Source organism: Micromonospora sp. NPDC047467, from assembly GCF_040643095.1.
Classification (GTDB): Bacteria; Actinomycetota; Actinomycetes; order Mycobacteriales; family Micromonosporaceae; genus Micromonospora.
The window spans coordinates 278,379-302,877 of record NZ_JBEYTO010000008.1; the positions used below are offsets into that span (position 1 = coordinate 278,379).

General features: G+C 72.8%; 20 protein-coding genes. 11 read left to right on the plus strand and 9 right to left on the minus strand.

Annotated elements, in window-relative coordinates; genetic code table 11:
- Window positions 1-124: 124 nt before the first annotated feature.
- On the minus strand, window positions 125-1,510 hold the full coding sequence (locus ABZ780_RS23175; RefSeq protein WP_357487471.1) for a serine hydrolase domain-containing protein: 1,386 nt from the start codon (window positions 1,508-1,510) through the stop codon (window positions 125-127).
- 230 nt (window positions 1,511-1,740) lie between these two features.
- Between ABZ780_RS23175 and ABZ780_RS23180 the strand changes: the two genes are divergently transcribed.
- On the plus strand, window positions 1,741-3,117 hold the full coding sequence (locus tag ABZ780_RS23180; RefSeq protein ID WP_357487473.1) for an FAD-dependent oxidoreductase: 1,377 nt from the start codon (window positions 1,741-1,743) through the stop codon (window positions 3,115-3,117).
- 7 nt (window positions 3,118-3,124) lie between these two features.
- On the opposite strand, the gene ABZ780_RS23185 is transcribed toward ABZ780_RS23180, so the two are convergent.
- From ABZ780_RS23185 to ABZ780_RS23195, 3 genes are all read right to left on the minus strand, one after another.
- On the minus strand, window positions 3,125-3,601 hold the full coding sequence (locus ABZ780_RS23185) for a heme-degrading domain-containing protein (RefSeq protein WP_357002286.1): 477 nt from the start codon (window positions 3,599-3,601) through the stop codon (window positions 3,125-3,127).
- Window positions 3,602-3,637: 36 nt separating this feature from the next.
- On the minus strand, window positions 3,638-5,092 hold the full coding sequence (locus ABZ780_RS23190; RefSeq protein ID WP_357002283.1) for an SDR family NAD(P)-dependent oxidoreductase: 1,455 nt from the start codon (window positions 5,090-5,092) through the stop codon (window positions 3,638-3,640).
- Window positions 5,093-5,275: 183 nt separating this feature from the next.
- Window positions 5,276-6,175: a siderophore-interacting protein gene (locus ABZ780_RS23195; protein ID WP_357002818.1), complete on the minus strand. Its 900-nt coding sequence runs from the start codon at window positions 6,173-6,175 to the stop codon at window positions 5,276-5,278.
- A 106-nt stretch (window positions 6,176-6,281) separates the two neighbouring features.
- Between ABZ780_RS23195 and ABZ780_RS23200 the strand changes: the two genes are divergently transcribed.
- Entirely contained in the window at window positions 6,282-9,464 is a 3,183-nt protein-coding gene (locus ABZ780_RS23200) for a BTAD domain-containing putative transcriptional regulator (RefSeq protein WP_357487474.1), read from the plus strand.
- 2 nt (window positions 9,465-9,466) lie between these two features.
- Here ABZ780_RS23200 and ABZ780_RS23205 read toward each other — a convergent pair whose 3' ends face one another.
- Together ABZ780_RS23205 and ABZ780_RS23210 are read right to left on the minus strand one after the other, a co-directional pair.
- Complete coding sequence (locus tag ABZ780_RS23205) at window positions 9,467-10,294, minus strand: ABC transporter permease (RefSeq protein WP_357002279.1); 828 nt, start codon at window positions 10,292-10,294, stop codon at window positions 9,467-9,469.
- Window positions 10,291-11,271, minus strand: a complete 981-nt coding sequence (locus tag ABZ780_RS23210; RefSeq protein ID WP_357002277.1) for an ATP-binding cassette domain-containing protein — start codon at window positions 11,269-11,271, stop codon at window positions 10,291-10,293. The genes ABZ780_RS23205 and ABZ780_RS23210 overlap by 4 nt, the downstream gene beginning before the upstream one ends.
- A gap of 275 nt (window positions 11,272-11,546) precedes the next feature.
- Here ABZ780_RS23210 and ABZ780_RS23215 point away from each other — a divergent pair, with 275 nt between their 5' ends.
- From ABZ780_RS23215 to pdxY, 9 genes are all read left to right on the plus strand, one after another.
- Window positions 11,547-12,488 (plus strand): hypothetical protein, encoded by a 942-nt coding sequence (locus ABZ780_RS23215; RefSeq protein ID WP_357487476.1) that lies wholly within the window; start codon window positions 11,547-11,549, stop codon window positions 12,486-12,488.
- Window positions 12,489-12,653: 165 nt separating this feature from the next.
- On the plus strand, window positions 12,654-13,436 hold the full coding sequence (locus ABZ780_RS23220) for a serine protease (protein WP_357487478.1): 783 nt from the start codon (window positions 12,654-12,656) through the stop codon (window positions 13,434-13,436).
- 206 nt (window positions 13,437-13,642) lie between these two features.
- Window positions 13,643-14,671: an iron-siderophore ABC transporter substrate-binding protein gene (locus tag ABZ780_RS23225; protein WP_357002273.1), complete on the plus strand. Its 1,029-nt coding sequence runs from the start codon at window positions 13,643-13,645 to the stop codon at window positions 14,669-14,671.
- Window positions 14,668-15,711, plus strand: a complete 1,044-nt coding sequence (locus ABZ780_RS23230; RefSeq protein ID WP_357487479.1) for an iron ABC transporter permease — start codon at window positions 14,668-14,670, stop codon at window positions 15,709-15,711. The genes ABZ780_RS23225 and ABZ780_RS23230 overlap by 4 nt, the downstream gene beginning before the upstream one ends.
- Window positions 15,708-16,742: an iron chelate uptake ABC transporter family permease subunit gene (locus ABZ780_RS23235; RefSeq protein ID WP_357002269.1), complete on the plus strand. Its 1,035-nt coding sequence runs from the start codon at window positions 15,708-15,710 to the stop codon at window positions 16,740-16,742. Before ABZ780_RS23230 ends, ABZ780_RS23235 begins: the two co-directional genes overlap by 4 nt.
- Window positions 16,739-17,587, plus strand: a complete 849-nt coding sequence (locus ABZ780_RS23240) for an ABC transporter ATP-binding protein (RefSeq protein ID WP_357002267.1) — start codon at window positions 16,739-16,741, stop codon at window positions 17,585-17,587. Before ABZ780_RS23235 ends, ABZ780_RS23240 begins: the two co-directional genes overlap by 4 nt.
- 4 nt (window positions 17,588-17,591) lie before the next feature.
- Window positions 17,592-19,298, plus strand: a complete 1,707-nt coding sequence (locus ABZ780_RS23245) for an ABC transporter ATP-binding protein (protein WP_357487481.1) — start codon at window positions 17,592-17,594, stop codon at window positions 19,296-19,298.
- Between the two features lie 14 nt (window positions 19,299-19,312).
- Complete coding sequence (locus ABZ780_RS23250; RefSeq protein WP_357487483.1) at window positions 19,313-21,163, plus strand: ABC transporter ATP-binding protein; 1,851 nt, start codon at window positions 19,313-19,315, stop codon at window positions 21,161-21,163.
- Between the two features lie 92 nt (window positions 21,164-21,255).
- Window positions 21,256-22,107, plus strand: coding sequence for a pyridoxal kinase PdxY (pdxY, locus tag ABZ780_RS23255; RefSeq protein WP_357002261.1), 852 nt, complete (start codon window positions 21,256-21,258; stop codon window positions 22,105-22,107).
- Between the two features lie 46 nt (window positions 22,108-22,153).
- Here the strand turns inward: pdxY and ABZ780_RS23260 are convergent, their stop codons facing one another.
- From ABZ780_RS23260 to ABZ780_RS23270, 3 genes are all read right to left on the minus strand, one after another.
- Complete coding sequence (locus tag ABZ780_RS23260; protein WP_357487484.1) at window positions 22,154-23,080, minus strand: acetamidase/formamidase family protein; 927 nt, start codon at window positions 23,078-23,080, stop codon at window positions 22,154-22,156.
- A 57-nt stretch (window positions 23,081-23,137) separates the two neighbouring features.
- Complete coding sequence (locus ABZ780_RS23265) at window positions 23,138-23,935, minus strand: SAM-dependent methyltransferase (RefSeq protein ID WP_357002257.1); 798 nt, start codon at window positions 23,933-23,935, stop codon at window positions 23,138-23,140.
- 176 nt (window positions 23,936-24,111) lie between these two features.
- A complete protein-coding gene (locus ABZ780_RS23270; RefSeq protein ID WP_357487485.1) occupies window positions 24,112-24,492 on the minus strand; it encodes a YccF domain-containing protein in 381 nt (126 codons plus the stop codon).
- Between the last annotated feature and the right edge of the window lie 7 nt (window positions 24,493-24,499).

The following is a 24,499-nucleotide window of genomic DNA, read 5'->3' on the forward strand; positions in this document are numbered from 1 at the left end:
GACGAAGTATTTGCACTACTAGCGCAAGCATCGTGTCAGGGTGGGGCGTGGTGGTCCACAGCTTCCGGCCCGTCCTGCCGAAATTCGGGGGCCGGTGCGGATCGATGGTGCACTGGCACTGTGGTTAGTTGACCTCTTTGGCGAGCAGGTCGCCGACGGCGGCGCGGACCGGATCGGGGTTCGCCCAGCTCCAGTTGGGGTGCGCGCGGTTGGTGAGCAGGGCGAGGACGAGTTTGCGGTGGGGGTCGACCAGGAGCGACGGGCCGGCGAAGCCGGTGTGGCCGAAGGTCCGGGTGGAGGCGAGCCTGCCCATGAACCAGCTCTGGTTGAGGACGACCCCGAGGCCGTGCGCGGCGGTGCGGTTGGGCCGTTCGGGGTCGACGGCCGGTTTGCCGGCGTTGAGGTTGGTGAGCATCCGCCGCACGGTCGCCGCGGCGAGGATCCGTCTGCCCTGGTGAGTGCCCCCGTTGAGGAGCATCTGACCGATGGCCGCGAGGTCGGTGGCGGTGGCGAAGATGCCCGCGTGACCGGCGACGCCGCCGAGGTGGTTGGCGACGTCGTCGTGGACGGTGCCCCGGAGCAGCCCCCGGGACGAGCGGGCGTCGGTGGCGACGAGGCGACTGGCCTTCGCGCTGCTCGACAGCCAGGTATTGGGGTTGAAGCCGGTGTCGCGCAGGCCGAGCGGGCCGGTGAGGTTGCTCTTGAGCGCCTGGTCGAGCCGCTGACCGGTGACCTTCTCGACGATCTTGCCGGCGACCATGAGCCCGACGCTGGAATAGCGGAACGTGTCCCCGGGCACGGCACCGGAGACCAGCCCCGTGCTGAGCACGGCGTTCCACCGTGCCGCGTTGTCGGGAAGGCCGGTGACCTTCGCGCCGACGGGGAGGCCGCTGGTGTGGGTGAGCAGCATCTCGACGGTGATCCGGTCCTTGCCCGCACTGGTGAAGGCGGGCAGGTAGTCGCGGACCGGGGCGGTCAGGTCGACACGCCCCTTGTCGACCTGCTGGAGCAGCAGGATGGCCGTGTACACCTTCGTGACCGAGGCGAGGTCGAAGATGGAGTCGGGGCGCATCGCGACGCGTTGGCCCGCCGCGAGCAGCTTCGGGCCCGCCCCGTAGCGCAGCGCCTCCCCGACAGCGGTGTGCACCGTCGTCTTCCCATCGACCAGGACGACAGCGACGGCACCGGGGAAGCCCTTGTGCTGGACGGTCTGCGGTGTGGCGGGCAGGTGCTTGCGGAGCAGCGCGGTCACGTCCTGCGCGTACCGGGCCTGGCCGGCTGGCGCGGCACCACCGCTCGGGGACGCGGTGGCGCTCGGTGCGCCGGACGGCGGCGGCGTGTTTCCGGCCGAGCCGAACCCCACCCTGTTCCCGGCGGCGTCGGTCGAGGTCACCGCGTCGCTGGGATCGGCCGAACCGAGGGCTGGCGCGCCGTTGTCGCCGCAGCCGGCGAGGGCGGAGGTCGCGGCGGCCAGGCCGACCCCGAGCAGAGTACGACGAGCGACGGGCATGCCGGAGATCGTGACAGTTGGACCGGGCGCAATCCAATCGACGTGCCCGAGCGTCGACCGCACGCGCCCGATCGGCTCGCCGGATGTCGCCTTGTGGACACGGTCAGTGGGCCTTCGGCGGTTGTGCGACGATCGACGGGCTTCACGCCGAACGACCGTCCACCGGCCTGTCCCGCACCGTTCGCTGGCAGACACGGGGAGGGCACACCACGTACCCCTTGGAGAGCAAGATGTCCCTCTCCCCGGTTCGGGTCTTTGCCGCGCTGAACGCCGTGCGACCGCCCGACCAGCCATCTCCGGTCCTGGGTAAGGCGGTGGTGCTCGGCGGCAGTGTCGCCGGCCTGCTGGCCGCCCGGGTCCTGTCCGACCACGCGGAGAGCGTGGTCATCGTGGACCGGGACGACCCGCAGGTGAGCGGCGCGCGGCCCGGCGTGCCGCAGGGGACGCAGCTGCACGCGCTGCTGCCCGGCGGTCTCTTCCAGTTCGAACGCCTGTTTCCCGGGTTCCGTGCGCGGGCGGTGGCCCAGGGCGCGGTCGAGGCGCCACCCGCCTCCCGGCGGAGCTACCTCGACGGCCGCCTGAAGGTGCTCGTCCCGGACGACGCCGACAGCCTGGCGGGCAGCCGGCCCCTGTTGGAGGGGCTGATCCGTCAGCAGGTTCTTCGACTGCCCAACGTCAAGACGGTCACCGCCCGTGCCACGGGCCTGGTCTTCGACGGCGACGCGGTCACCGGCATCCGTTGCGAGGTCGACGGGGTGCCCGGCGTCGAGTGCGGTGACCTGGTGGTGGACGCCATGGGGCGGTCGAGCCGGCTCTCCGACTGGCTGGAGCGGGCCGGCTGGGAACGGCCCGTCACGCGGCGGATGCCCGTGCACCTCAACTACGCGACCGCCCTGTTCCGCCGTACCGAGGAGAATCCCGCGTCGAAGGTCGTCCTGGCGCTGAACACCCCGCAGACGATGACGGACGTGGCCGGCGCGGCGTTCTTCGCCATCGAGGATGGTCGCTGGATGGCCATGATGGCCGGTTACGGCGACGACCGACCGGGGGGCACCGCCCAGGACTTCGTCCGCCGGCTGCGGGAGCAGTTCCCGCCGGAGTTCGGCGAGATCACCGCCAACGAGATGCTCGGCGACGTGCAGACCTACCGTCACGCCGACAGCCGGCGGCGGGACTTCCACGCGCTGCGGAGGTTTCCGGCGCGGCTCGTCAGCGTCGGTGACGCCGTCGCCTCGTTCAACCCGGTCTACGGGCAGGGAATGACGGCGGCGGCCCTGCACGCCGCCTGCCTGTCGACGTACCTGCGGTCGAACCCGGACCTGACCGTGCCCGCCCGCCGCTTTCTCGACCTGCAGAAGGTCGTGGTCGACGCCGCCTGGTCGACATCGACCTCCGCCGACCTGGCGCTGCCGCACGTCGACGGGCCCTACCCGCGCGGGTACCGGATCTCCAGCTGGGCCAGCCGGCAGATCATCGAGGCGACCATCACGGACGTGGCCATCGCGCGTCGGTTCAACGGGGTCGTCTCCATGCAGGAGCACCCGTTCTCGCTGGTCACCCCGGGGGTGATCCTGGGCGCGGTCCGCGCGAACCGGCGTGCGCGCTGACCGCCGGCTAGCGCGGGGTCTCGCGGAGGATGTCGACGACGAAGCGGTGGTCGTCCAGTTGCGGGAGCCCGGAGATCCCCATCCAGCCGACGACGCCGGTTCCCCGCACCCGCAACGGCACCGCGCCCCCGGCCGCGGCGTACCGGGCGGCCGGCAGGCCGTACTTCTGCGTCAGCGTCACGTCCCGGTCCCGGCACAGCCGAGCCATGTACAGCGACGAGTGCTCGAACCGCATCACCACGCGTCCCTTGCGGCGCAGCCACGCGTCGTTGTCCTGGGTCGAGCCGGGCAGGCCGCAGTGGAACAGCTGACGCCCGGCACGCCACACACCGACCGCGACCGGCAGCCGCTGCTCACTCGCGGCGGCGACGGCACGCATACCCAGCTCGTACGCGTCGGTCTCGGACAGGCCCGCGAGCTCCAGCTCCGACTCCTCGCGCAGCAGCTCGTCCAGCGTCGGCCACGGGTCCTGGTCAGATGCCATCTGGTCTTCTCCTCGTCGTATGGGTGGGGACGTCGGTCACCAGGCGCAGGGCGCGTAGTCCTTCAGGAAGCAGCCGTACAGGTCCTCGCCCTGCTCGCCGCGCACAATCGGGTCGTACACCCGGGCCGCGCCGTCGACCAGGTCCAGCGGCGCGTGGAATCCCTCGTCCGCCAGCCGCATCTTGGTCGGGTGGGGCCGCTCGTCGGTGATCCAGCCGGTGTCGACGCTGGTCATCAGGATGCCGTCGGTCAGCATCTCCTCGGCGCTGGTGCGGGTCAGCATGTTCAGCGCGGCCTTGGCCATGTTGGTGTGCGGGTGCCCGGGGCCCTTGTAACCGCGCCCGAACTGGCCCTCCATCGCCGAGACGTTGACGATGTACTTGCGGCGGGCCGTCGCCGCGGCCATCGCCGGCCGCAAGCGGCTGACCAGCACGAACGGCGCGGTCACGTTGCACAACTGCACCTCGAGCAGCTCGACCGGATCGACCTCGTCCACCCGCTGCACCCAGCTGTTGACCGAGTCGAGGTCCGGCACCAGGCCGCCGGCGTCGATGGCGGTGGACGCCGCGATCCGCTCCGGTGAGGCGGAGCCACTGGTCAACGCCAACGCGGTGAGCGCGTGCGGGCTGAGCGCGGTCGACTCCGGGCCCACGGTCAGGCTCCCGGCCGGACCACCGGCCGGCTTGGCGAACGTGATCAGCTCCGGCAGGGGACCGTCCGGCAGGGCCGCGGCCTCGGCGGCGACGAGCTGCGCGTACGCCCCGGGTGAGCGGCGGACCGTCTGCGCCGCGTTGTTGATCAGGATGTCGAGGGGGCCCTGCTCGCTGACCGAGTCGGCCAGGGCGATCACCTGAGCGGGGTCGCGCAGGTCGATCCCGACGATCCGCAGGCGGTGCAGCCAGTCCGCGCTGTCCGGCATCGCCGCGAACCGGCGCACCGCGTCGTGCGGGAACCGCGTGGTCACCGTCGTGTGCGCGCCGTCGCGCAGCAGCCGCAGCGCGATGTACATGCCGATCTTCGCCCGGCCGCCGGTGAGCAGCGCGCGGCGGCCGGTCAGGTCGGTGCGGGCGTCCCGGCGCTCCCGGTTGAGCGCGGCACAGGACGGGCAGAGCTGGTGGTAGAAGGCGTCCACCTCGCGGTAGCGCTGCTTGCAGACGTAGCAGCCGCGCGGGTTGTGCAGGACGCCCGCCGTGGTGCCGGAGGTGGGCGAGGCCAGCGGGATGCCCTGGGTCTCGTCGTCGATCCGGCCGGGGGCGCCGGTGGCGGTGGCCTCGGTCACGGCCCGGTCGGCGGCCAGGATGGCGTCGCGCCGCTCCTCACGTCGCCGCTGCTTGATCACCTTGTAGAGCCGGGCGGTGGCCCGCTGCACCCGCACCACGTCGGGGTGATCCGGAGGCAGCGCCTCCAACGCCGCAAAGACGCTGAGACAGGTCTCCAGTCGGCTTCGGTCGATCGCGTGCTGACCGTTTTCCGGTTGTGTGTCCGCCGTCATGCGTCTGTGTCTCGTCCCGTTTCCGGTGCCGGGTCAGCCGGCCCCACCCCAACTACCGACCCGAAACTGTACGCACCACCCGCCGTCGGACGCACCCGGCGCTCCGCTACCGCCCGGAGAGCACGCGGCCGGGGGGCGATGCCGAAACATCCGGCAGGGCGGTTGCGGATACGAGCGGCGGCCTCAGGCGGCGCGGCCGAGTCGCCAGTAGCCCATGAAGGCCACCGCCCGCCGGTCCACACCCCGCTCGGCGACCAGGTGCCGGCGCAGGGCACGGATGACCCCGGCCTCTCCGGCCAACCACGCGTACAGCGGCGTCGTCGGCACCTCGGTGGGCACCTCCCACAGGATCTCGGTGTCCACGTCCACGTCCACGACCGGCTGGGCGGTCCCGGCCGTGCCGACGGCCAGCAGTTCCTCCGCCGCGGCGGCGACGGCGGGCACCAGTCGGCTGCCGTGCCCACCCGCACCCCGGGGCAGCCAGCGGACCTCGACGCGGGGCGGAGTCGTCAGTGGCAGCACGTCGTCGGCGTCCGGCACCTCCAGCAGGACGACGCCCCGGGTGTGGGGCGCGAGCCGCTCGCAGATGGCGCTGATCGCCGGCACGGCCGTCTCGTCGCCGGCCAGCAGCAGGCATCCCGTCCCCGCCGGCCGGAACTCGACGCCGCCGTGGTCACCGTCGTAGCCGGCGTTCGGCCCGACGAGGGCGATCTCGTCACCGACGCTCACCCGTCGGGCCCAGCGCGTCGCCGGCCCGCTGTCGCCGTGCAGCACCAGGTCGACGTCGACTTCGGCCAGGTGCGACCGGACCGCCCGCACGGTGTAGGTGCGTATGGGGTTGCGCTGGTGCTCGGGTAGGGCTCGCCAGTCCGCGTACCAGTCCGGCCCCTGCGGCAGGTGCACCCCACGCTGGCCGGGCAGCGGCAGCACCAGCTTGATTCGCTGGTCGTTACCGTTGTCGGCGAAGCGGTCGAGGTCCGCCCCGGTGAAGGTCACCCGGGTGAAGGACGGGCTGAGCCGGCGTACCGCGCGCACGGTGACGGCAAACGCGCGCCACGGCGCAACGGGCAGGGTCTGGGTCAGAGTGCCTGGCATGAGGAGAGGCTAACCTAACTTGATGATGAACTGTCAAGCCCTTCCCTGACCTGGCCCCGCCCCGCCCCTCGAACGGGTGAGGGATGCTGTGTCCGTGCAGATCACGATCCTCGGCGCGCTCGCGGTCGACGGCCGGCCGGTCCGGGGTGAACGGCTCGCGGCGGTGGTCCGCGCGCTCGTCGACGCGCGGGGCCGGGCGGTCTCCAGCAGCCTGCTCGTGGAGGCCGTCTGGGACGGCACGCCACCCGACGACGCCACCGGCGCGGTCCAGGCGCTCGTGTCCCGAGTACGCCGCCTCGGGCTGCCCGTGCTCGCGGTGCCGGGCGGCTACCGGCTGCCCGCCGAGGAGGTCACCGTCGACGCGGTGCGGGCGCGAACGCTCGCCGACCAGGCGCATGCCGCGCTGCGGGGCGGTGACGTCCGCGCCGCCCGCGCCTTTGCCGACGAGGCCCGCGCCCTCTTCCCCGAGGTGCCCGAACTCGTCAGCGCCGAGGACGCACACCTGTTCGCGGACATCGCCGCGCTGCGCGCCCAGACGGCACTCGCCGGCGCGGGGCCGTTCGACGAGGTCGACCTGCGTCGGCTCGTGGCGCGTACGCCCCCGCACGAGCCGTCCGCCGCCCTGCTCGTGCGGGTGCTCGCCGCACAGGGGCGCGAGGCCGAGGCGCTGGAGGTGGTCGAGCGGCTCCGCGACGATCTGGCCGACCGGTACGGCACCGACCCGTCACCGGTGATCGCACAGGTCCACCTGGAGTTGCTGCGCGGCGAACTCACCGCGCCGGCCGCCGCGACGCCGCACCGGCAGCCGGCACGGGTCACCCTGCCCGCCGCGTGGCGGCGCCCGGTGACCGCCCTCGTCGGTCGGGAGCGGGACGTCGAGGCCGTGCGCGCCGCCCTCACCGAGGCGGCCCTGGTGACGGTGGTGGCGACCGGCGGTGCCGGCAAGACCCGGCTCGCCGCCGAGGTGGCGCGGCGCGCGGTGACGGCCGGGCAGCCGGTACGGGTGGTCGAACTCGCCGGCCTCCGCTCGCCCCACGAGGTGCTGCCCACGGTGCTCGCCGTGCTCGGTGGCGCGGACACCTCGACCACCGGCGGCGGCACCCTGGGCCTCGAACGGCGGGTGCTCAGCCCGCAGGAGCGGCTGCGCGCCCTGGCGCCCGACGTCGACGGGCTGATCGTGCTGGACAACTGCGAGCACGTCCTCGGTGCGGCGGCCACCGTCGTCGCGGATCTGCTGGCCGTCACCTCGTCGGAGGTCGCGGTGCTCGCGACGAGCCGGGCCCCGCTGGGCCTGGCCGGCGAGACGGTCCACCGACTGTCCGTCCTGCCCGACGCCGACGCGCTCGGGCTGATCGAGTCCCGGGCGCGGGCCGGCGGCGCCGTGCCGACCTGGGACACCGAGCGGGCGCTCGCGCTGTGCCATCGGCTCGACAACCTGCCGCTGGCGCTCGAACTGGCCGCCGCGCGACTGCGCCACATGCCGATCGACGATGTGCTCGCGGGGCTGACCGACCGGTTCGCGCTGCTCGACGACGCCCTGCGGGGCCTGCCCGAACGCCACGCCAGCCTGTGGGCGATGGTCGACTGGAGCCGCGAACTGCTCGCCCCCGACGACCAGGCGCTGCTCCAGCGGCTCGCGGTCATCCCCGCGCCGTTCACCGCGAACCTCGCCGCCGCCGTCGCACAGAGCGCCGACGTCCGACGCGGCCTGGCGACGCTCGTCGAACAGTCCCTGCTGACCCTGGTCGAGGGCGAGAGCCCGCCCCGCTACCGGATGCTCGAAACGGTCCGCGAGTACGGCGAAGCCCGCCTCGACGCGGCCGGCGAGCGGGACCGGGCCATGGTCGGCCTGGTCGACTGGGCCCGGGAGCGGGCCGTCGCCCTCGGCGAGCGGTTCATCGGCCCCGGCCAGGTCGAGGCGCTCGACGGCTGCGCCACCGATCAGGACAACCTGATGGCGGGCCTGCGCTGGGCGCTCGGGCACGACGACGAGCCGGCGGCGGTCGATGTCGCGACCGCGTTGCTGCACCTCTGGACGGTGCGCGGCCTGCACCTTGAGGTCGTCGGGTGGGCGCGGGGTCTGCTGCACGTCGACGATCCGCAGCGGCGGCGGCACTCGGCGATCCAGTCGGGCCGGGTCGCCGGCCGACCACTGCCCGACGCCGACCGGCTCGCCTGGATGTGCCTCGTGATCGGCCTGAACGCCGGCATCAGTGGCGAGCTGCGCCTCGCCGGGTTGAGCCGCCGGGCCCTGCGGCGGCTCCTGGCCGAGCGGTCCCCCGAGATGTCGTCCCGGCTGACCGCGCTCGCGACGGCGTTGCCCGGCTTCGACGAGTCCGATCTGGACAAGAGCCTGACGAGCGCGACCCAGTTGGTCGCGCACTCGGACCCGTACGTGCAGGGGCTCGGCCTGTTCGCCCGCGCGGCGGTACGGGAGAACGGCGGCATGCCGCAGGCGTCGATGGTCGACGCCGAGCAGGCGTACCTCCGCTTCGAGGCCGTCGGTGACCACTGGGGTATGGCGATGGCGGCCGGGGCCGTCGGGCAGTTCCTGATCCCGGCCGGGGAGGCCCGGTCGGCCGAATGGCTGGCGCGCAGCGTCCGGCACATGGAACTCGTCGGCGCCACGCAGGACGCGCGGTCGATCCGGGTGCGGCTGGACATGCACCTTGCCCTCGGCGGGGATCCGGAGGCGACGCGGCGGTTGCGCGAGACCGCGACATCGGGCCAGGCCGAGCAGGGCGACATCGCGCAGGCGCGTCTCGGCCTGGCGCATCTCGCCTGGCAGCAGGCCCGCTACGACGAGGCGCTCGCGCACGCCGACGAGGTGAACCGGACACTCGCCGAGTGGGTCGGGCCGCCGCCGCAGCCGCGTGTCATGCTCCGGGTCGGGTTGGCCGGTCTGCACCTGCGGATCGCCGAGGTGCGACCGGAGTCGGCCGGTGACGTCGACTCCCGGGCGGTCGCCCTGCTGGCGCTCGCCCGCGACGACGCGCTGGCCTCGCGCGACCTGCCGGTGTTCGGGGCGTGGGCGCTGGGTGGCGCCGAACTCGCGGCGTACCGGGGTGACGTGGGCGTCGCCCGCGAACTGGCCGCGCTCGCCACGCGGATCGGCAGCCACGTCGAGTCCTTCTTCCCGCCCGGATACGGCGAACGGCTCATCGCCACCCTCGGGGACGAGGAGCAGCGTGAGCCGTTGCTGGCCGTGTGGCGGGATCGGCCGGTGGCCGTGGCCACCGGCCGGATCCGCGAGCTGATGGGCGACCTGCTCGCCTGAGGTCAGATCTTCCTGCGGTACGCCCGCAGCGCCAGCGGCATGAACATCGCCACGAAGGCGGCGCACCAGGCGAGCGTCCACCACACGTGCGAGCCGAGCGGGGTGCCGAGGAACAGGCCGCGTACCGACGCCACCAGGTGGGTCATCGGGTTGACGTCGACGAACGCCCGCATCCAGCCCGGCAGGGTGTCGGCGTCGACGAACACGTTGGACGCGAAGCTCAACGGCATGATCAGGGCGAACATCAGGCCCTGCACGGCGCCCGGGGTGCGTACCTTCATCGACACGTAGACCGGCAGCCAGCTCAGGCAGAGCGCGAACAGCACCGCGAGCAGACACCCGGCGACCGCCCGGAACACGTCGGTGTCGATCCGGAAGCCCATCAGGTAGCCGATTCCGAGGGTCGAGACCGTGACGATCACGTACCGGACGACGTCGCCCAGGACCGCGCCCACCAGAGGCGCGGAGCGGGGGATCGGCAGCGACCGGAACCGGTCGAAGACGCCCTTGGCGATGTCGGTGTTGAGGTTGACGCCGATCGCGATTGCGCCGGTGGCGATGGTCTGCGCCAGGATGCCGGGCAGCAGGAACTGCAGGTAGTCGTGGGTGGAGCCGGCGACCGCGCCGCCGAAGATGTAGACGAAGATGAGCAGGAACAGCACCGGCTGCACCGTGACGTCGACGAGCGCCTCGGGCGTACGCCAGGTCTTGATGAGGCTCCGCTTGGTCAGCGCCAGGGAGTGCCGCAGGAGCCGGAACGGGCGTGGTCGCGGCACGGCCGCCGAGAACGCTGGCCCTGCCGTGGGTGCGGTGTCGACAAGGGTGCTCATGCCGCGACCTCCGTGCGGTTGGTGGTGTCGTCGTCGGATGCCGTACGCCCGGTGAGGGTGAGGAACACCTCGTCGAGGCTCGGCAGGTGCAGGGAGAGTTCGGTGACCGCGATGCCGGCGGTGGCGAATCGCGCGACGCTCTCGGTCAGGGCCGCGTCGTCGGTGACCGGCACCGCCAGGACGCCCTTGCGGATCTCGTCGGCCTGCGCGCCGGAGCCGACCTCGGACAGGATCGCCGCGATCCGGGGCAGCTGCGCTGGGTCGCTCGGCCGGACCTCCAGCGTCTGGCCGCCCACCACCCGCTTGAGCCCCTCTGGTGTGTTGTGCGCGATGACCCGCCCGTGGTCGATCACCGTGATCGCGTCGGCGAGCGCGTCGGCCTCCTCCAGGTACTGCGTGGTGAGCAGCACGGTCGAGCCGTTCGACACCAGCGACCGGACCACGCCCCACATGTCCTCGCGCTTGGCCGGGTCGAGGCCGGTCGTCGGCTCGTCCAGGAAGATCACGTCGGGGGAGCCGACCAGGCTGGCGGCCAGGTCCAGCCGCCGCCGCATACCACCGGAGTACGTCTTGGCCTGCCGGTTCGCGGCGTCGGTCAGGTCGAACCAGTCGAGCAGTTCGGCGGCCCGCCGTCGGGCGCCGGTGCGCCCCAACTCCAGCAACGTGCCGAACAACTCCAGGTTCTGCCGCCCGGTCAGGTCCTCGTCGACCGAGGCGTACTGGCCGGTGAGGCCGATGCTCTGCCGGACCCGCTCGGCGTCGCGGACCACGTCGAAGCCGCCGATCCGGGCGGTTCCGGCGTCCGGGGTCAGGAGCGTGGAGAGAATGCGGACGGCGGTGGTCTTGCCGGCGCCGTTGGGGCCGAGCACCCCCAGCACCGTGCCGCGGGGGACGGCGAGGTTCACGCCCTGTAGCGCCCTCGTCTTCCCGAAGGTCTTGACGAGGCCCTCGGCCTCGATCACCAGGTCAACTGTCATGCCGCACAGCGTGCGCGGGTCGCCTGACACCGCGCCGACACGCCACCGACACGACCACCGACACGACCTGACACCGGGGTGCGGGCGGGGCGGCTGACAGCGCGGTTCGCGATATGCTGGCCACGGCAGAGCGCCTGCCAGCGCCCGATGTGGTGGCCCACGCCCGACCGCATGCTGGGGCCAAGAGTCTCCGACTCCGCGCCGTCGTGTCGACGTCCGGCGTGCCGACCACGCCGCCTGTTCGGTGGAGTGCGTGGGGCTGCACCGGAGGCGCCATGTCTGATCACAACCCCCGTCGCACCCCGACCCCGGGCCGTGCCCGTAAGCGCGCGATCCGCGAGCAGGCTGCCCGCGCCGGCGTCGCCTACTCTGTGGCCGCCCGGCACATCGAGTCGGTCGGTCTGCAACCCGGCGAGACCCTCTCCGCGTACGGGCGGACGATCTATCCGATCGGCTTCGACCCACACCGTCAGCTGCTCGTCGAACGCCGTGAGCGGCGTTCGTTCCAGGAGCGGGTGGCGGACACGCGGCGAGCCTCGGTGCTGCCGGACGGCCGCGCCCGGCACCTCGCCGAGCGCTTCCCGCCCAGCCGTGGGCGCGCGGGCACCGGTGTGGGCGCGCTCTACCACGGCGAGGGCCGCGAGGACCTGCTCGCGATGGTGTACCTCGTGGTGGCGGTCGAGTCGCCAGGGCTGCTGCCCGACGTGGGCGACCTTGCCTGGATCGCGGAGCTGGGCGAGGACACCGCGCTCGACACGGCCTGCGCCGAAGTCGACCGCGAGGCCCGCCGGCTGCTCGACCGGGAGCCGCTGATGCTCTGGCCGGTCATCGAGGAGGCGCTGGCCATCGCCGAACGCGGCGCGGACCGGCGGATCCGCCAGGAAGCGATCCGGCAGACCGCCCACGTCCGCGCGATGATGACGCCGCGTGTCGGGTACGCGGGTGAGCCGGAGGTCCAGGGCCTGCCGATCGCCGGTGTCCGGCAGATCCTCGACGCGCTGCGCATCGTCGCCGACGACGGACATGCGCCGGGCACCCGGGTACGCCTGCTCACCGGGCCGGACGAGGCTCGGTTGGCCACGATCGTCGGCGCCAGGTGGGGTGCGCCAGGTCCGCCGGCGGGCTATCTGGTGTGGCTCGACGGGGCGACAGCGCCGCTGTCGGTCCGCGCCGAGGAGCTGGTCGTACTGGCCGGCCAGGAGTCCTATCCCCGGTGAGCCCGGACACCGGCCCGGCGGTGCCCGCTGCGGCGCCGGACGGTGTCATAACGCCGGGGTACGACCAAGAGAAGATGACGTAGAAAATCCATGCACTTCAATATGATGACCGCTATCTCGAATGGGGTGCGCTCACGAGGCGTGCCGTCCTGATGCGGAGGAATCATGGTTCGCTGGCGTACCCTCACCGGCCTGTTGGCCGCCGCGCTGGCCGCGGCCAGCCTCACCCTCGCCGCCCCGGCCGCGGCTGACAGCCCGATCACGCCGAACGTCGTCGGTGGCAGCCGCGCCGCCCAGGGCGAGTTCCCGTTCATGGTGCGACTCTCGATGGGCTGCGGCGGCGCCCTGTACAGCCCCCAGTTGGTGCTCACCGCCGCACACTGCGTGGGCGCCACCGGCACCAACACCAGCATCACCGCCACGCTCGGCACGGTCGACCTTCAGTCGTCCAGCCGGATCACCGTCCGGTCGAACTACGTCTACCGGGCGCCCGGCTACAACGGCAGCGGCCGGGACTGGGCGCTGATCCGGCTGGCCACCCCCGTCACCGGGCTGAGCACGCTGAAGATCGCCACCACCACCGCGTACGACAGCGGCACCTTCACCGTCGCCGGCTGGGGCGCCGCGCGGGAGGGCGGCGCGCAGCAGCGGTACCTGCTCAAGGCGACCGTCCCGTTCGTCAGCGACTCCACCTGCAACTCCTACTACCGCGGTCAGGTCATCGCCGCCCAGGAGATCTGCGCCGGCTATGCCAGCGGCGGGGTGGACACCTGCCAGGGAGACTCCGGTGGCCCGATGTTCCGCCGCGACGCCGCCAACGCCTGGATCCAGGTCGGCATCGTCAGTTGGGGCAACGGCTGCGCCCGACCCAACTACCCGGGCGTCTACACGCAGGTGAGCTACTTCGCCTCGTCGATCGCCTCCGCCGCGGCGAGCCTCGGCGGCTGACCGCGACAGTGACCTGATCGACGGGTCAGCGGCCCCCTCGACGCTGGTCCCACGGGCGGCCCGGACGACTGTCCGGGCCGCCCGCCGGCGCGTGCCCTGCTTGCCGGCTCTTCCGGCAAAATCGGCCGGTGACCCCGGGTTGCGAGAACGACTCACATCGTTATGTTAGGTTAGCCTCCCCTAACCAAACGATGGAGTTTAGAGGCATGCGCTCACACCGCTTCCTGGCTGGGTTCGTCGCCCTGGCCGCGACCTTGGCGCTGGCCGCCTGTGGCGACTCGACCGAGCCGGAGGACGCCTCCGCCGCCAGCGGTTCCGCCACGTTCCCGGTCACGATCAAGCACGCGCTCGGCACCACGACGATCAAGGAGCAGCCGAAGCGGGTCGCGACCGTGGCCTGGGCCAACCATGAGGTGCCGCTCGCCCTCGGCATCGTCCCGGTGGGCATGGCGAAGGCCAACTTCGGCGACGACGACGGCGACGGCATCCTGCCGTGGGTCGCCGAGAAGCTCAAGACCCTCGGCGGGACCCCGCCGGTGCTGTTCGACGAGAACGACGGCATCAACTTCGAGGCCGTCGCGGACACCCGGCCGGACGTCATCCTCGCCGCGTACTCGGGCCTGACGGCGCAGGACTACGACACCCTCAGCAAGATCGCCCCGGTCGTCGCCTACCCCGAGGCGCCCTGGGCCACGGCGTGGCGCGACACCATCAAGCTGGAGAGCCAGGCGCTCGGCCTCGCCAAGGAGGGCGACGCGCTGATCGCCGACTTCGAGAAGCAGATGACCGACGCCGCCGCGAAGCACCCGCAGTTGGCCGGGAAGTCGGCGATGTTCATGACGCACATCGACCCGACCGACCTGAGCAAGATCGGCTTCTACACGACGCACGACACCCGGGCCCAGTTCTTCGCCGACCTCGGGTTGAAGGTGCCGGCCAGCATCGCCACGCTCTCCGCCGGCACCGACAAGTTCAGCCTGACCCAGAGCGCCGAGCAGATCCAGGTCTTCAACGACGTGGACGTCATCGTCGCCTACGGTGACGACAAGCTCCTCGCCGCCGCGCAGGCCGACCCGCTGCTGTCGAAGATCCCCGCGATCAAGCGCGGCTCGGTGGTCATGCTCTCCGGCGCCACCCCGCTCGGCACCGCCGCGAACCCGACCCCGCTGGCCATCCCGTTCGTGCTGGACGACTACGTCGCGATGCTCGCCAAGGCTGCCGATCAGGTGTCATGACCACGCTGGACACGCGTGCCGTGCCGGACGCCGCCGTGGTGCGGCGTCCGGCACGGGTACGCCTGCTGTGGTTTCTCGTCGCCGTCGCGGTGCTGCTGGCGCTGATGGCGGCGTCGGTCGCGCTGGGTTCCCGCAGCGTCGGCCTGTCCGACATCCTCGCCGCGTTCGAGGGCGCGGACGACACCATGGAGCAGGCCGCCGTCACCAAACGGATCCCGCGCACCCTGCTCGCCGTGCTCGTCGGCGCGGCGCTCGGCCTTGCCGGCGCGGCGATGCAGGGCGTGACCCGCAACCCGCTGGCCGACCCCGGAATCCTGGGCGTGAACATGGGGGCGTCGCTCGCCGTGGTCACCGGAATGGTCATGTTCGGCCTCTCCGCGCCGACCAGCTACCTGTGGGTGGCGATCCTCGGTGCCGCTCTCGCGGCGGTCTTCGTGTACGCCGTCGGCTCCCTCGGACGCGGTGGCGCGACGCCGCTCAAACTCGCGCTCGCCGGCGCCGCCACCTCCGCCGCGCTGGCCTCGTTGATCAGAGCCTTCGTGCTGCCCCGCAACGACGTCGCCGGCAACTTCCGCTCGTGGCAGATCGGCGGGGTCGGCGGCGCCACCTACGACAGCATCCGGCATGCCCTGCCGTTTTTGGCCGTGGGTCTCGTGGTCTGCCTCCTGTCGGGCCGGGCCCTGAACTCGCTCGCCCTCGGCGACGACCTCGCGGCGGGGCTCGGCGAGCGGGTCGCCGTGGTGCGGGGCGTCGCGGGCGCCGGTTCGGTGCTGCTCTGTGGCGCCGCCACGGCGGTCGCCGGGCCCATCGGGTTCGTCGGTCTCGTCGTGCCGCACGTGTGCCGCCTGCTCATCGGGCTCGACCACCGGTGGCTGCTGCCGTTCTCCGCGCTGCTGGGCGCGTCGCTGCTGACCGCCGCCGACGTCGTCGGCCGGGTGGTGGCCCGCCCGGCCGAGATCGACGTGGGCATCGTGACGGCGCTGATCGGCGCCCCGTTCTTCATCTACATCGTCCGGCGGCAGAAGGTGCGCGAGCTGTGAGCACTGCGACTCTCCAGGCCGTCACCCAGGGCCGGGTCCGCCGTACGCGTCGACGGCGTGGCGTCCTCGCCATCCTCGCCGTGCTCGTCGTCGCGGCGTTCGCCGGCTCGCTGATGGCGGGGCGCACCTTCTACCCGCCGGCCGACGTCCTGGCGGTGATCGCCGGCGAGGACGTCCCCGGGGCCTCCTTCACGGTGGGCACGCTCCGCCTGCCGAGGGCGGTCCTCGCGATCCTGGCCGGCGCCTGCTTCGGGCTCGGCGGCGTCACCTTCCAGACGATGCTGCGCAACCCGCTCGCCAGCCCCGACATGATCGGCATCAGCTCCGGCGCGAGCGCCGCGGCCGCCTTCGCGATCGTGGTGCTGAATCTCGGCGAGGCGGGGGTGTCCGCCTTCGCGATCGTGCTCGGGCTGGCGGTGGCGCTGGTCATCTACGTGCTGTCGTTCAAGGACGGTGTCGCCGGCACCCGCCTCGTCCTCATCGGCATCGGCATGGCCGCCATGCTCGACAGCCTCACCGCGTACGTCCTGACCCAGGCCGCCGAGTGGGACCTGCAGGAGGCCCTGCGCTGGCTCACCGGCAGCCTCAACGGCGCGACCTGGAAGCAGGCCGCTCCGGTGGCCCTCGCCGTGGCCGTCCTGGCGCCGGTGCTGCTGAGCCAGGCCCGCAACCTGTCCACGATGCAGCTGGGTGACGACACGGCGGCGGCGCTCGGGGTCCGCCTCGAACGCACCCGGATCCTGGTCATCGTCGCGGCCGTCGGCCTGATCGCCTTCGCCACGGCGGCAACCGGGCCGATCGCCTTCGTGGCCTTCCTGTCCGGGCCGATCGCCGCCCGGCTCATCGGTCCGGCCGGGTCGCTGCTGGTGCCGTCCGCCCTGGTCGGCGCTCTGCTGGTGCTGGTCGCGGACTTCGTCGGCCAGTTCGCCTTCGACACGCGCTATCCGGTGGGTGTCGTCACCGGTGTGCTCGGCGCCCCGTACCTCATCTACCTGCTCATCCGGACGAACCGCGCGGGAGGCTCGCTGTGACCACCACTCATACGCTCGCGGTCGAGAGTCTCATGCTCGGCTACAAGGATCGTGTCGTCATCTCCTCGCTCGACCTCGTCGTGCCACCGGGGAAGATCACGGCGATCGTCGGCGCCAACGCGTGCGGCAAGTCGACGCTGCTGCGGTCGATGTCGCGCCTTCTCGCGCCGCGCGCCGGCCACGTCCTGCTCGACGGCAAGGAGGTGCACCGGCTGCCGGCCAAGCAGTTGGCCCGTACCCTCGGCCTGCTTCCCCAGTCACCCACGGCGCCCGAGGGGATCACCGTGGCCGACCTGGTCGGACGCGGGCGCAACCCGCACCAGCGCGTGCTCTCGCGCTGGAGCAAACAGGACGACGCCGCTGTGGCGGCGGCCCTGGACGCGACACAGACCGCGGACCTCGCCGACCGCTCGGTCGACGAACTCTCCGGCGGCCAGCGGCAGCGGGTCTGGATCGCCATGGCCCTGGCCCAGCAGACGGACCTGCTGCTGCTCGACGAGCCGACGACGTTCCTCGACGTCAGCCATCAGGTCGAGGTGCTTGACCTGCTCACCGACCTCAACCTGACCCGCGGCACGACGATCGTCATGGTGCTGCACGATCTCAACCTCGCCGCCCGGTACGCGGATCACCTCATCGCGCTGGCCGCCGGTAAGCTGCACGCCGCGGGAGAGCCGACGCGGGTCCTGACTCAGGAGTGCGTCCGCGCCGTGTTCGGTCTCGAAAGCCAGGTCATCATCGATCCGACGTCGGAGAAGCCGCTCATGCTGCCGATCGGCCGCCACCACGTCATCCCGTCCGCCGACCGGTCGGCGGACGCGCTCTCCCCGTCCGCCGGGTCCTGACGTCATGGCGGGCGACGACAACGGCGGTGGTGTGGTGCTGCGCCGCGCCCTGCGCCGTCAGCGCGGCCGGGTGCTGGCCGGCACCGCGCTGCTCTGCACCCACCAGGCCACCGAGGCTCTCGTCCCGGTCGCCATCGGCGTGATCATCGACCGGGCGGTCGCCACCGGGGACGTGCCCGCGCTGCTGCTCTCGCTCGCCGGTCTCGCCGTGCTGTTCACCGTTCTCGCCTACGCCTACCGATCCGGCGCCCGCCTGACCTACGCCGCCGTGGAGAGGGAGGCGCACGCCGTCCGCGTCGAGATCGCCCGGAGCGCCCTGGACCCGCGCGGACACCGATCCGGCATGCGCGACGGCGACCTGCTCGCCGTCACCGCCTCCGACGCCGAGTTGTCGGCGCTCGTGGTACGGGTCGCGGGGCTCTCCGCCGCGGCGGTGACCGCCCTCGTCGTCTCCGCTGTCGCGCTGCTCGTCGTCGACGTTCCGCTCGGGCTCGGGGTGCTCATCGGCGTACCCCTGGTGGTCGTCGTCCTGCAGCGGATGGCGCCGCTGCTCACCCGGCGCAGCGCGTCCCAGCAGGAGGCTCTCGCCGCGACGACCGCGCTCGCCGTCGACCTCGTCACCGGTCTACGGGTGCTGCGCGGCATCGGCGCGCAGCACCACGCCGCCGGCCAGTACGCGGCGTCCAGCCGCCACGCCCTCGACGTCACCCTGCGGGCGGCCACCACCAAGGGCCTGCACCTCGGCCTCACCACCATGGTCAACGGTCTCTTCCTCGCGGCGGTCGCCGGCGTCGCCGGCTGGCTCGCGTTGCAGGGCCGGCTCACCATCGGTGAGCTGGTCGCTGTCGTCGGGTTGGCCCAGTTCGTCGCCGAACCCGTGCAGACACTCGGCTACTGCGTGCAGTTGTTCGCCATGGCACGCGCGTCGGCGGGACGGGTCGCCCGGATCCTCGGCGCCGCGCCGGTGATCCGGCCGGGCACCGCCGGGCAGCCCGCGCCGAGCCCGGCACGGCTCACCCTCGACAAGGTCGGGTACGCCGGGCTCGACGGCGTCTGCGTGCAGGTCAACGCGGGTGAGGTCCTCGGCGTGCTGGCCTACGACCCGAGCGAGGCCGAGGCGCTCGTCGCGTTGCTGTCCGGCCGGGTGTCCCGCGAGGAGTACCAGGGCACGGTGTACGTCGACGGCGTGCCCGCCGAGGAGTTGGACATCGACGCCGTACGCGGCACGGTCCTGGTCGAGCAGCACGACGTGGCGTTGTTCGAGGGGACACTGCGTGCCAACCTCGCCGCCGGCTCCAGCGTCGACGAGACCGTCCTGCACGCCGCCGTGCGGGCCGCGGCGGCGCAGGACGTGCTGGCCGCGCACCCGCACGGCATCGACCGCGTGCTCACCGAGCGGGGGGCGAACCTGTCCGGCGGGCAACGACAGCGGATCGGGCTCGCCCGGGCGCTCGTCGCCGACCCGCCGGTGCTGGTGCTGCACAACCCCACCACGGCGGTCGACGCGGTGACCGAGGTGCTGCTCGCCGAGGGGCTCGCCGCCGCCCGGACGGCGGCCGGCCGGGGCACGCTGCTGATCACCAACAGTCCGGCCCTGCTGCGGGTCACCCACCGGGTGGCCGTGATCGACGGTGGGCGGGTCATCGCCGAGGGCCCGCACGAGCAGTTGCTCGCCAGCGACGCCCGCTACCGGGAGGAGGTCCTGCGGTGACCGACGAGCCGACCATGACCGACACGCAATCCCGGCGACTGCTGCCGACGGCCACCTCCGGGCAGACCTGGGCCGCTCTGCGCGCCGAGTTCGCCCGGCTGCCCGGGCTCAGCGCCATCGCCGTCACGCTGCTGGTAGCCGCGTCCGCGACCGGGCTCGTGGCCCCCTGGGTGCTCGGCCGGCTCGTCGACGACGTCATCGCCGGTTCCGGCACGGCACGGATCGTGGCCTGGGCGGGTGTGATCGCGGGCGCCGCGGTGCTCGCCGGCCTGCTCACCGCCGCCGGGGCCGCCGTCGCCGCCCGCCTCGGCGAGACCGTGCTCGCGCGGCTGCGGGAGCGGGTCCTCGACCGCGCCCTGCACCTGCCATCGGCCACCCTGGAACGGGCCGGCACCGGGGACCTGATCGCACGGGCCGGCGACGACGTGGCAGTGGTGACGAACGTGATCACCACCAGCGGCCCGGCCTTTCTCGGCGCGCTGCTGTCCATCGTGCTGACCGCGGCGGGGCTGTTCGTCCTCGACTGGCGGCTCGGCCTCGCCGGGCTGGCCGCGGCCCCGGCGTACGCGGTGGCGCTGCGCTGGTACCTGAAGCGGTCGGTGCCGTACTACGCGCGTGAGCGGGTGGCGACCGGCGAGCGGGCACAGGCCATGGCCGGGGCGCTTCGCGGCGCGGCGACCGTGCGCGCGTACCGGATGGAGGACGCCCACGTCGCCCGCATCGCCGACCGCTCCGCCACCGCCCGCGACCTGTCGCTGGAGATCTTCAACCTGCACACGCGATTCGGGCTGCGGATCAACCGGTCGGAGTTCGTGGGGCTCGCCGCCGTGCTGCTCGTCGGCTTCCTGCTGGTGCGCGACGGCCTGTCCACGGTGGGTGCCGCCACCACCGCCGCGCTCTACTTCCACCGGCTGTTCAACCCGATCGGCCTGCTGTTGCTCCAGTCGGACTCCGTGTTGCAGGCCGGGGCGAGCCTCGCCCGGCTCGTCGGCGTCACGTCACTGCCCGCCGCCTCCGACGGCTCCGAGCCCGCCCGGTCCGAGGCGTCCGAGGTGGCGGCCGAGACCGAGCCCGCGGCGCTGGAGGTGATCATCGCCGGGCACCACTATGACGACGGGCCCGTCGTGCTGCGGGACATCGCCCTGCGACTCGCGCCCGGCGAACGCGTCGCCCTCGTCGGAGCGAGCGGAGCGGGCAAGAGCACGCTCGCCGGCATCACCGCCGGCATCATCGCGCCCGCCGACGGCTCGGTACGCCTGCGCGGCGTGCCCCTGGCGCATCTGGGTGAGCACCGCGTCCGCCGGGAGATCGCCCTGATCAGCCAAGAGGTGCACGTCTTCGCCGGGCCGCTGCGTGACGACCTGCGCCTCGCCGACCCGGACGCCACCGACGCCGAGATGACCTCCGCGCTCGACCTCGTCGGCGCCACCTCCTGGCTGCGTACCCTGCCGGACGGCCTCGACACCGGCGTGGGGGAGGGCGGTCGGCACCTCACCGCCGCCCAGGCCCAGCAACTCGCCCTCGCCCGCCTCGTCCTCGCCGACCCCTCCGTCGCGATCCTCGACGAGGCCACCGCGGAGGCCGGCAGCGCGGGCGCGCGGGACCTCGACCGTGCCGCCGTGGCGGCCACCGAGGGCCGTACCACCCTGATCGTCGCCCATCGGCTCAGCCAGGCGGCAACCGCGGACCGCGTCGTCGTGCTGGAGCACGGACGCGTCGCCGAGCAGGGCACCCATGACGAGTTGCTGCAGACCGGGGGAGGGTACAGCCAGCTGTGGCGGTCCTGGAGCACGCCCGATCTCGTGGTCCCGAAGGAACGCCAGAGCCAGGAGTACGTCCAGCACGACGCCCCCAGTGACGTGTAGGCCGGTGTCGGGCCCAGCGGCCCGGAGTGGGTCATCCGACAGATTCGGCGGGCCGGACGTGCGGCACCGGCGGGAACCGCCATGATGGGCCGGTGAAGATCCTGTCCATCCAGTCGTCGGTCGCCTACGGTCACGTCGGCAACTCGGCGGCCGTCTTCCCCCTGCAACGGCTCGGGCACGAGGTGTGGCCGGTCCTCACAGTCCACTTCTCCAACCACACCGGGTACGGCGCGTGGCGCGGGCCGATGCTGGCACCGGAGGACGTGGCCGACGTGATCGCCGGCATCGCGGACCGGGAGGTCCTCGGCAGCGCCGACGCCGTCCTGTCGGGCTACCAGGGTGACCCGGCGATGGGCGCGGTGATCCTGGCGGCGGTGGACCGGGTCAAGGCCGCCAACCCGAAGGCGGTCTACTGCTGCGACCCGGTGATGGGCGACGCCGGGCGCGGCATGTTCGTCCGGCCGGGCATCCCGGAGTACCTGCGCGACACCGTCGTGCCGCGCGCCGACATCATCACACCGAACCACTTCGAGCTGGACTTCCTGGCCGGTCGCACGACGAACTCGCTGGCGCAGGTGCTGGAGGCGGTCGACGTCGTCCGCGCGACCGGGCCCCGGCACGTCCTGGTCACCAGCGTCCTGCACGACGAGGTGCCGGAGGGCTCCCTGGAGGTGGTGGCCGTCTCGGACGAGGGTGCCTGGGCGGTGACCACCCCGCTGCTGCCGATCAACCCGAACGGCGGGGGCGACGTCACCGCGGCGCTGTACCTCGCCCACCTGTGGACGACCGGTTCACCCGCGACGGCGCTGGAGCACACCATCGCCTCCATCTTCGCCGTCCTCGAAGCGACCCTCGCGGCGGGCACCCGGGAGATCCAGCTGGTCGCCGCGCAGGAGGCGATCGCCGTGCCGCCGACCCGGTTCACCGCCCGCCAACTCCGCTGACCAAACCCCGCTTCCGGCCCTGGTCCCGGCCACCCCGCCGCGCCGGTCAGCGTAGGGCGTCGTGGCGCAGCACCGCGTGCGCGCCGACGGTTTCGTTGACGATCTGCGTCACCCGTACGTCGACCAGGACGCTGGCCAGCGCCACGGCCTCCGGGCGACTGAGGCCGTGCAGCCGCTGCATCAGGGTCAGCATCGAGTCGAGGGCCATGAACGTGGCGTCGTCGAGGGACGCGCCGACGCCGAGGGTCAGCCAGGCGTCCGCGGTGCGGGCCACCGGGCCGGTCACCGGAAAGTCGTCGCGTACGTCGAGGGTCAGCGTCACCTCGTCCATCGGGCACTCGATCGCCGTGCCGCCGACCTCCCCGTCGCCCTGCGCGGCGTGCCCGTCCCCGACCGAGAACAGCGCACCGTCCACCGGGATCGGCAGCAGCAGCGTGCTGCCGGCGGTCAGGTCCTTGCAGTCCAGGTTGCCGCCGCAGGCTCGGGGCGGGACCGTCGAGTGGCGTCCCGGCTCGGCCGGCGGCATCCCGAGCACCCCCATGAACGGGCGCAGCGCCACCGTGTGGCCGTACTGGTTGCGGCCGGTCATCGACGCCGGGTCCAGCTCCCAGGCGTGCACCACACCCTCCTCCTCGACGCCGTAGCGCTGGTTGAAGCCGCTCTGCCAACCACCGGCCACCGTCGTTCCCCAGGTGCCGGGAACGATCGCGTCGAGGCGTACCTCAAGGGTCTGACCGGCGCGAGCGCCGCGGACCGCGACCGGGCCGATCAGCGCGTGCCCGTGGTCGGGCTGGCGCTGCGGGACCCGGGGTCGGTCCCGGTTGTGCCCGCCGGGGTACGGGCCGGCCGACCACCAGCAGTCCAGGGTGCGATAGGTGACGGTGTCGCCGGGGTCGACGGTGAGCACCGGCGTGGCGTCCGCGCGGAAGTGACCGTGCAGGGTCTCGTCACCGGGGGTGAGGGTGTGCCGCATCCGAGCAGGCTACGTGCCGTGGCTCGGATGCGACAGGACGCCGGGGGCCGGCGTCGGTCAGGGCTTGCGGGCCACCGCGCCGTAGGCGTCGATCCCCTTCGCGTCGGCGTCGTCCGGACGCCACAGCGGGATCGGCACCAGACCGGGATCTACCATCGTCAGCCCCGCGAAGCAGCTGGCGAGATCCTCCGGGCTGCGCAGGATGTACGGGACGCCGCCGTTGTCGGCCAGCCGCTGCGCGCCGGCGACCACCGCCGGGCTGGTGTTCGTGCCGTCCCAGAAGACCAGGTGGCTGCCGGAGGCGGTCGCGTCCATCGTCCGCCCGATGATCGAGCGCACCACGTCCAGATCCGGCTCGTAGCCGAGCACGCCCATGTACATCACGGCGATCGGCTGGTCGAAGTCGAGCGTCTGCGCGGCCTCGGCGAGGATCTTCTCCGGGTCGTGGTAGTCGGCGGGTACGTACGTGGTGACGCCCTGCGACGTCGTGCTGGCCAGCAGTGCCCGGGCGTGCACGAGAACCATCGGGTCGTTGTCCACGTAGACGATCCGCGACTCGGGCGCGATGCCCTGGGCGACCGCGTGGGTGTTCTGCATGGTGGGCAGGCCGGTGCCGATGTCCAGGAACTGCCGGATGCCCGCCTCGGCGGCTAGGTGGCGCACGACCCGCACCAGGAACCCGCGGGACTGCTGCGCCATCACGACGATCTCCGGGTAGACCTCGGCCACGGCGTCGCCGGCCGCCCGGTCCGACTGGAAGTTGTCCTTGCCACCCATCCAGTAGTTCCAGATCCGCGCCGCGTGCGGCACGTCGGGCTGAAGCTTCGCGGTGAGTTCGGCATCCGGGCCGGCCATGCCAGGCTCCTATCGAGTGGGGCATCGGTGGCGGTCACCACCGCGGCGGATCGGGACCGCCCCACGGATTGTCCACTATCGACGGCGTTCGTGGACGCCGGGCCGCCCGTGGGGAAGCGACGTCCGTCGATGCCGCGCGGCGCGGTCACGCGGTGGCGCTCAGTGGCGGCGGGCGGTCAGGGTGCGTCGACCACCTCGCGTCCCAGCGGCCAGAAGGCGGCCGGGACGAGCTTGAAGTTGGCGATGCCGAACGGGATGCCGATGATCGTGACGCAGAGGGCGATGCCGGCGAGGACGTGGGCGAGGGCGAGCCACCAGCCCGCCAGGACCACCCACAGGACGTTCGCCAGCCCGGAGCCGACGCCGGCGCCCGGTTTGGGCACCAGGGTGCGGCCGAAGGGCCACAGCGAGTAGACGGCCAGGCGCAGCGACGCGACGCCGAAGGGGATGGTGACGACGAGGACGAAGCAGATCAGCGCGGCGAGGCCGTAGCCGAACGCCAGCACGATGCCACCACCGAAGATGAGCCAGAGCACGTTGAGCACGAAGCGAATCACCCCCCAA

What these genes read in the sequence shown, in the direction of transcription:
- ABZ780_RS23175 (WP_357487471.1), bottom strand. Translation starts at nt 1,510, where the DNA reads ATGCCCGTCGCTCGTCGTACTCTGCTCGGGGTCGGCCTGGCCGCCGCG.
- ABZ780_RS23180 (WP_357487473.1), top strand. Translation starts at nt 1,741, where the DNA reads ATGTCCCTCTCCCCGGTTCGGGTCTTTGCCGCGCTGAACGCCGTGCGA.
- ABZ780_RS23185 (WP_357002286.1), bottom strand. Translation starts at nt 3,601, where the DNA reads ATGGCATCTGACCAGGACCCGTGGCCGACGCTGGACGAGCTGCTGCGC.
- ABZ780_RS23190 (WP_357002283.1), bottom strand. Translation starts at nt 5,092, where the DNA reads ATGACGGCGGACACACAACCGGAAAACGGTCAGCACGCGATCGACCGA.
- ABZ780_RS23205 (WP_357002279.1), bottom strand. Translation starts at nt 10,294, where the DNA reads ATGAGCACCCTTGTCGACACCGCACCCACGGCAGGGCCAGCGTTCTCG.
- ABZ780_RS23210 (WP_357002277.1), bottom strand. Translation starts at nt 11,271, where the DNA reads ATGACAGTTGACCTGGTGATCGAGGCCGAGGGCCTCGTCAAGACCTTC.
- ABZ780_RS23215 (WP_357487476.1), top strand. Translation starts at nt 11,547, where the DNA reads ATGTCTGATCACAACCCCCGTCGCACCCCGACCCCGGGCCGTGCCCGT.
- ABZ780_RS23220 (WP_357487478.1), top strand. Translation starts at nt 12,654, where the DNA reads ATGGTTCGCTGGCGTACCCTCACCGGCCTGTTGGCCGCCGCGCTGGCC.
- ABZ780_RS23225 (WP_357002273.1), top strand. Translation starts at nt 13,643, where the DNA reads ATGCGCTCACACCGCTTCCTGGCTGGGTTCGTCGCCCTGGCCGCGACC.
- ABZ780_RS23230 (WP_357487479.1), top strand. Translation starts at nt 14,668, where the DNA reads ATGACCACGCTGGACACGCGTGCCGTGCCGGACGCCGCCGTGGTGCGG.
- ABZ780_RS23245 (WP_357487481.1), top strand. Translation starts at nt 17,592, where the DNA reads ATGGCGGGCGACGACAACGGCGGTGGTGTGGTGCTGCGCCGCGCCCTG.
- ABZ780_RS23250 (WP_357487483.1), top strand. Translation starts at nt 19,313, where the DNA reads ATGACCGACACGCAATCCCGGCGACTGCTGCCGACGGCCACCTCCGGG.
- ABZ780_RS23260 (WP_357487484.1), bottom strand. Translation starts at nt 23,080, where the DNA reads ATGCGGCACACCCTCACCCCCGGTGACGAGACCCTGCACGGTCACTTC.
- ABZ780_RS23265 (WP_357002257.1), bottom strand. Translation starts at nt 23,935, where the DNA reads ATGGCCGGCCCGGATGCCGAACTCACCGCGAAGCTTCAGCCCGACGTG.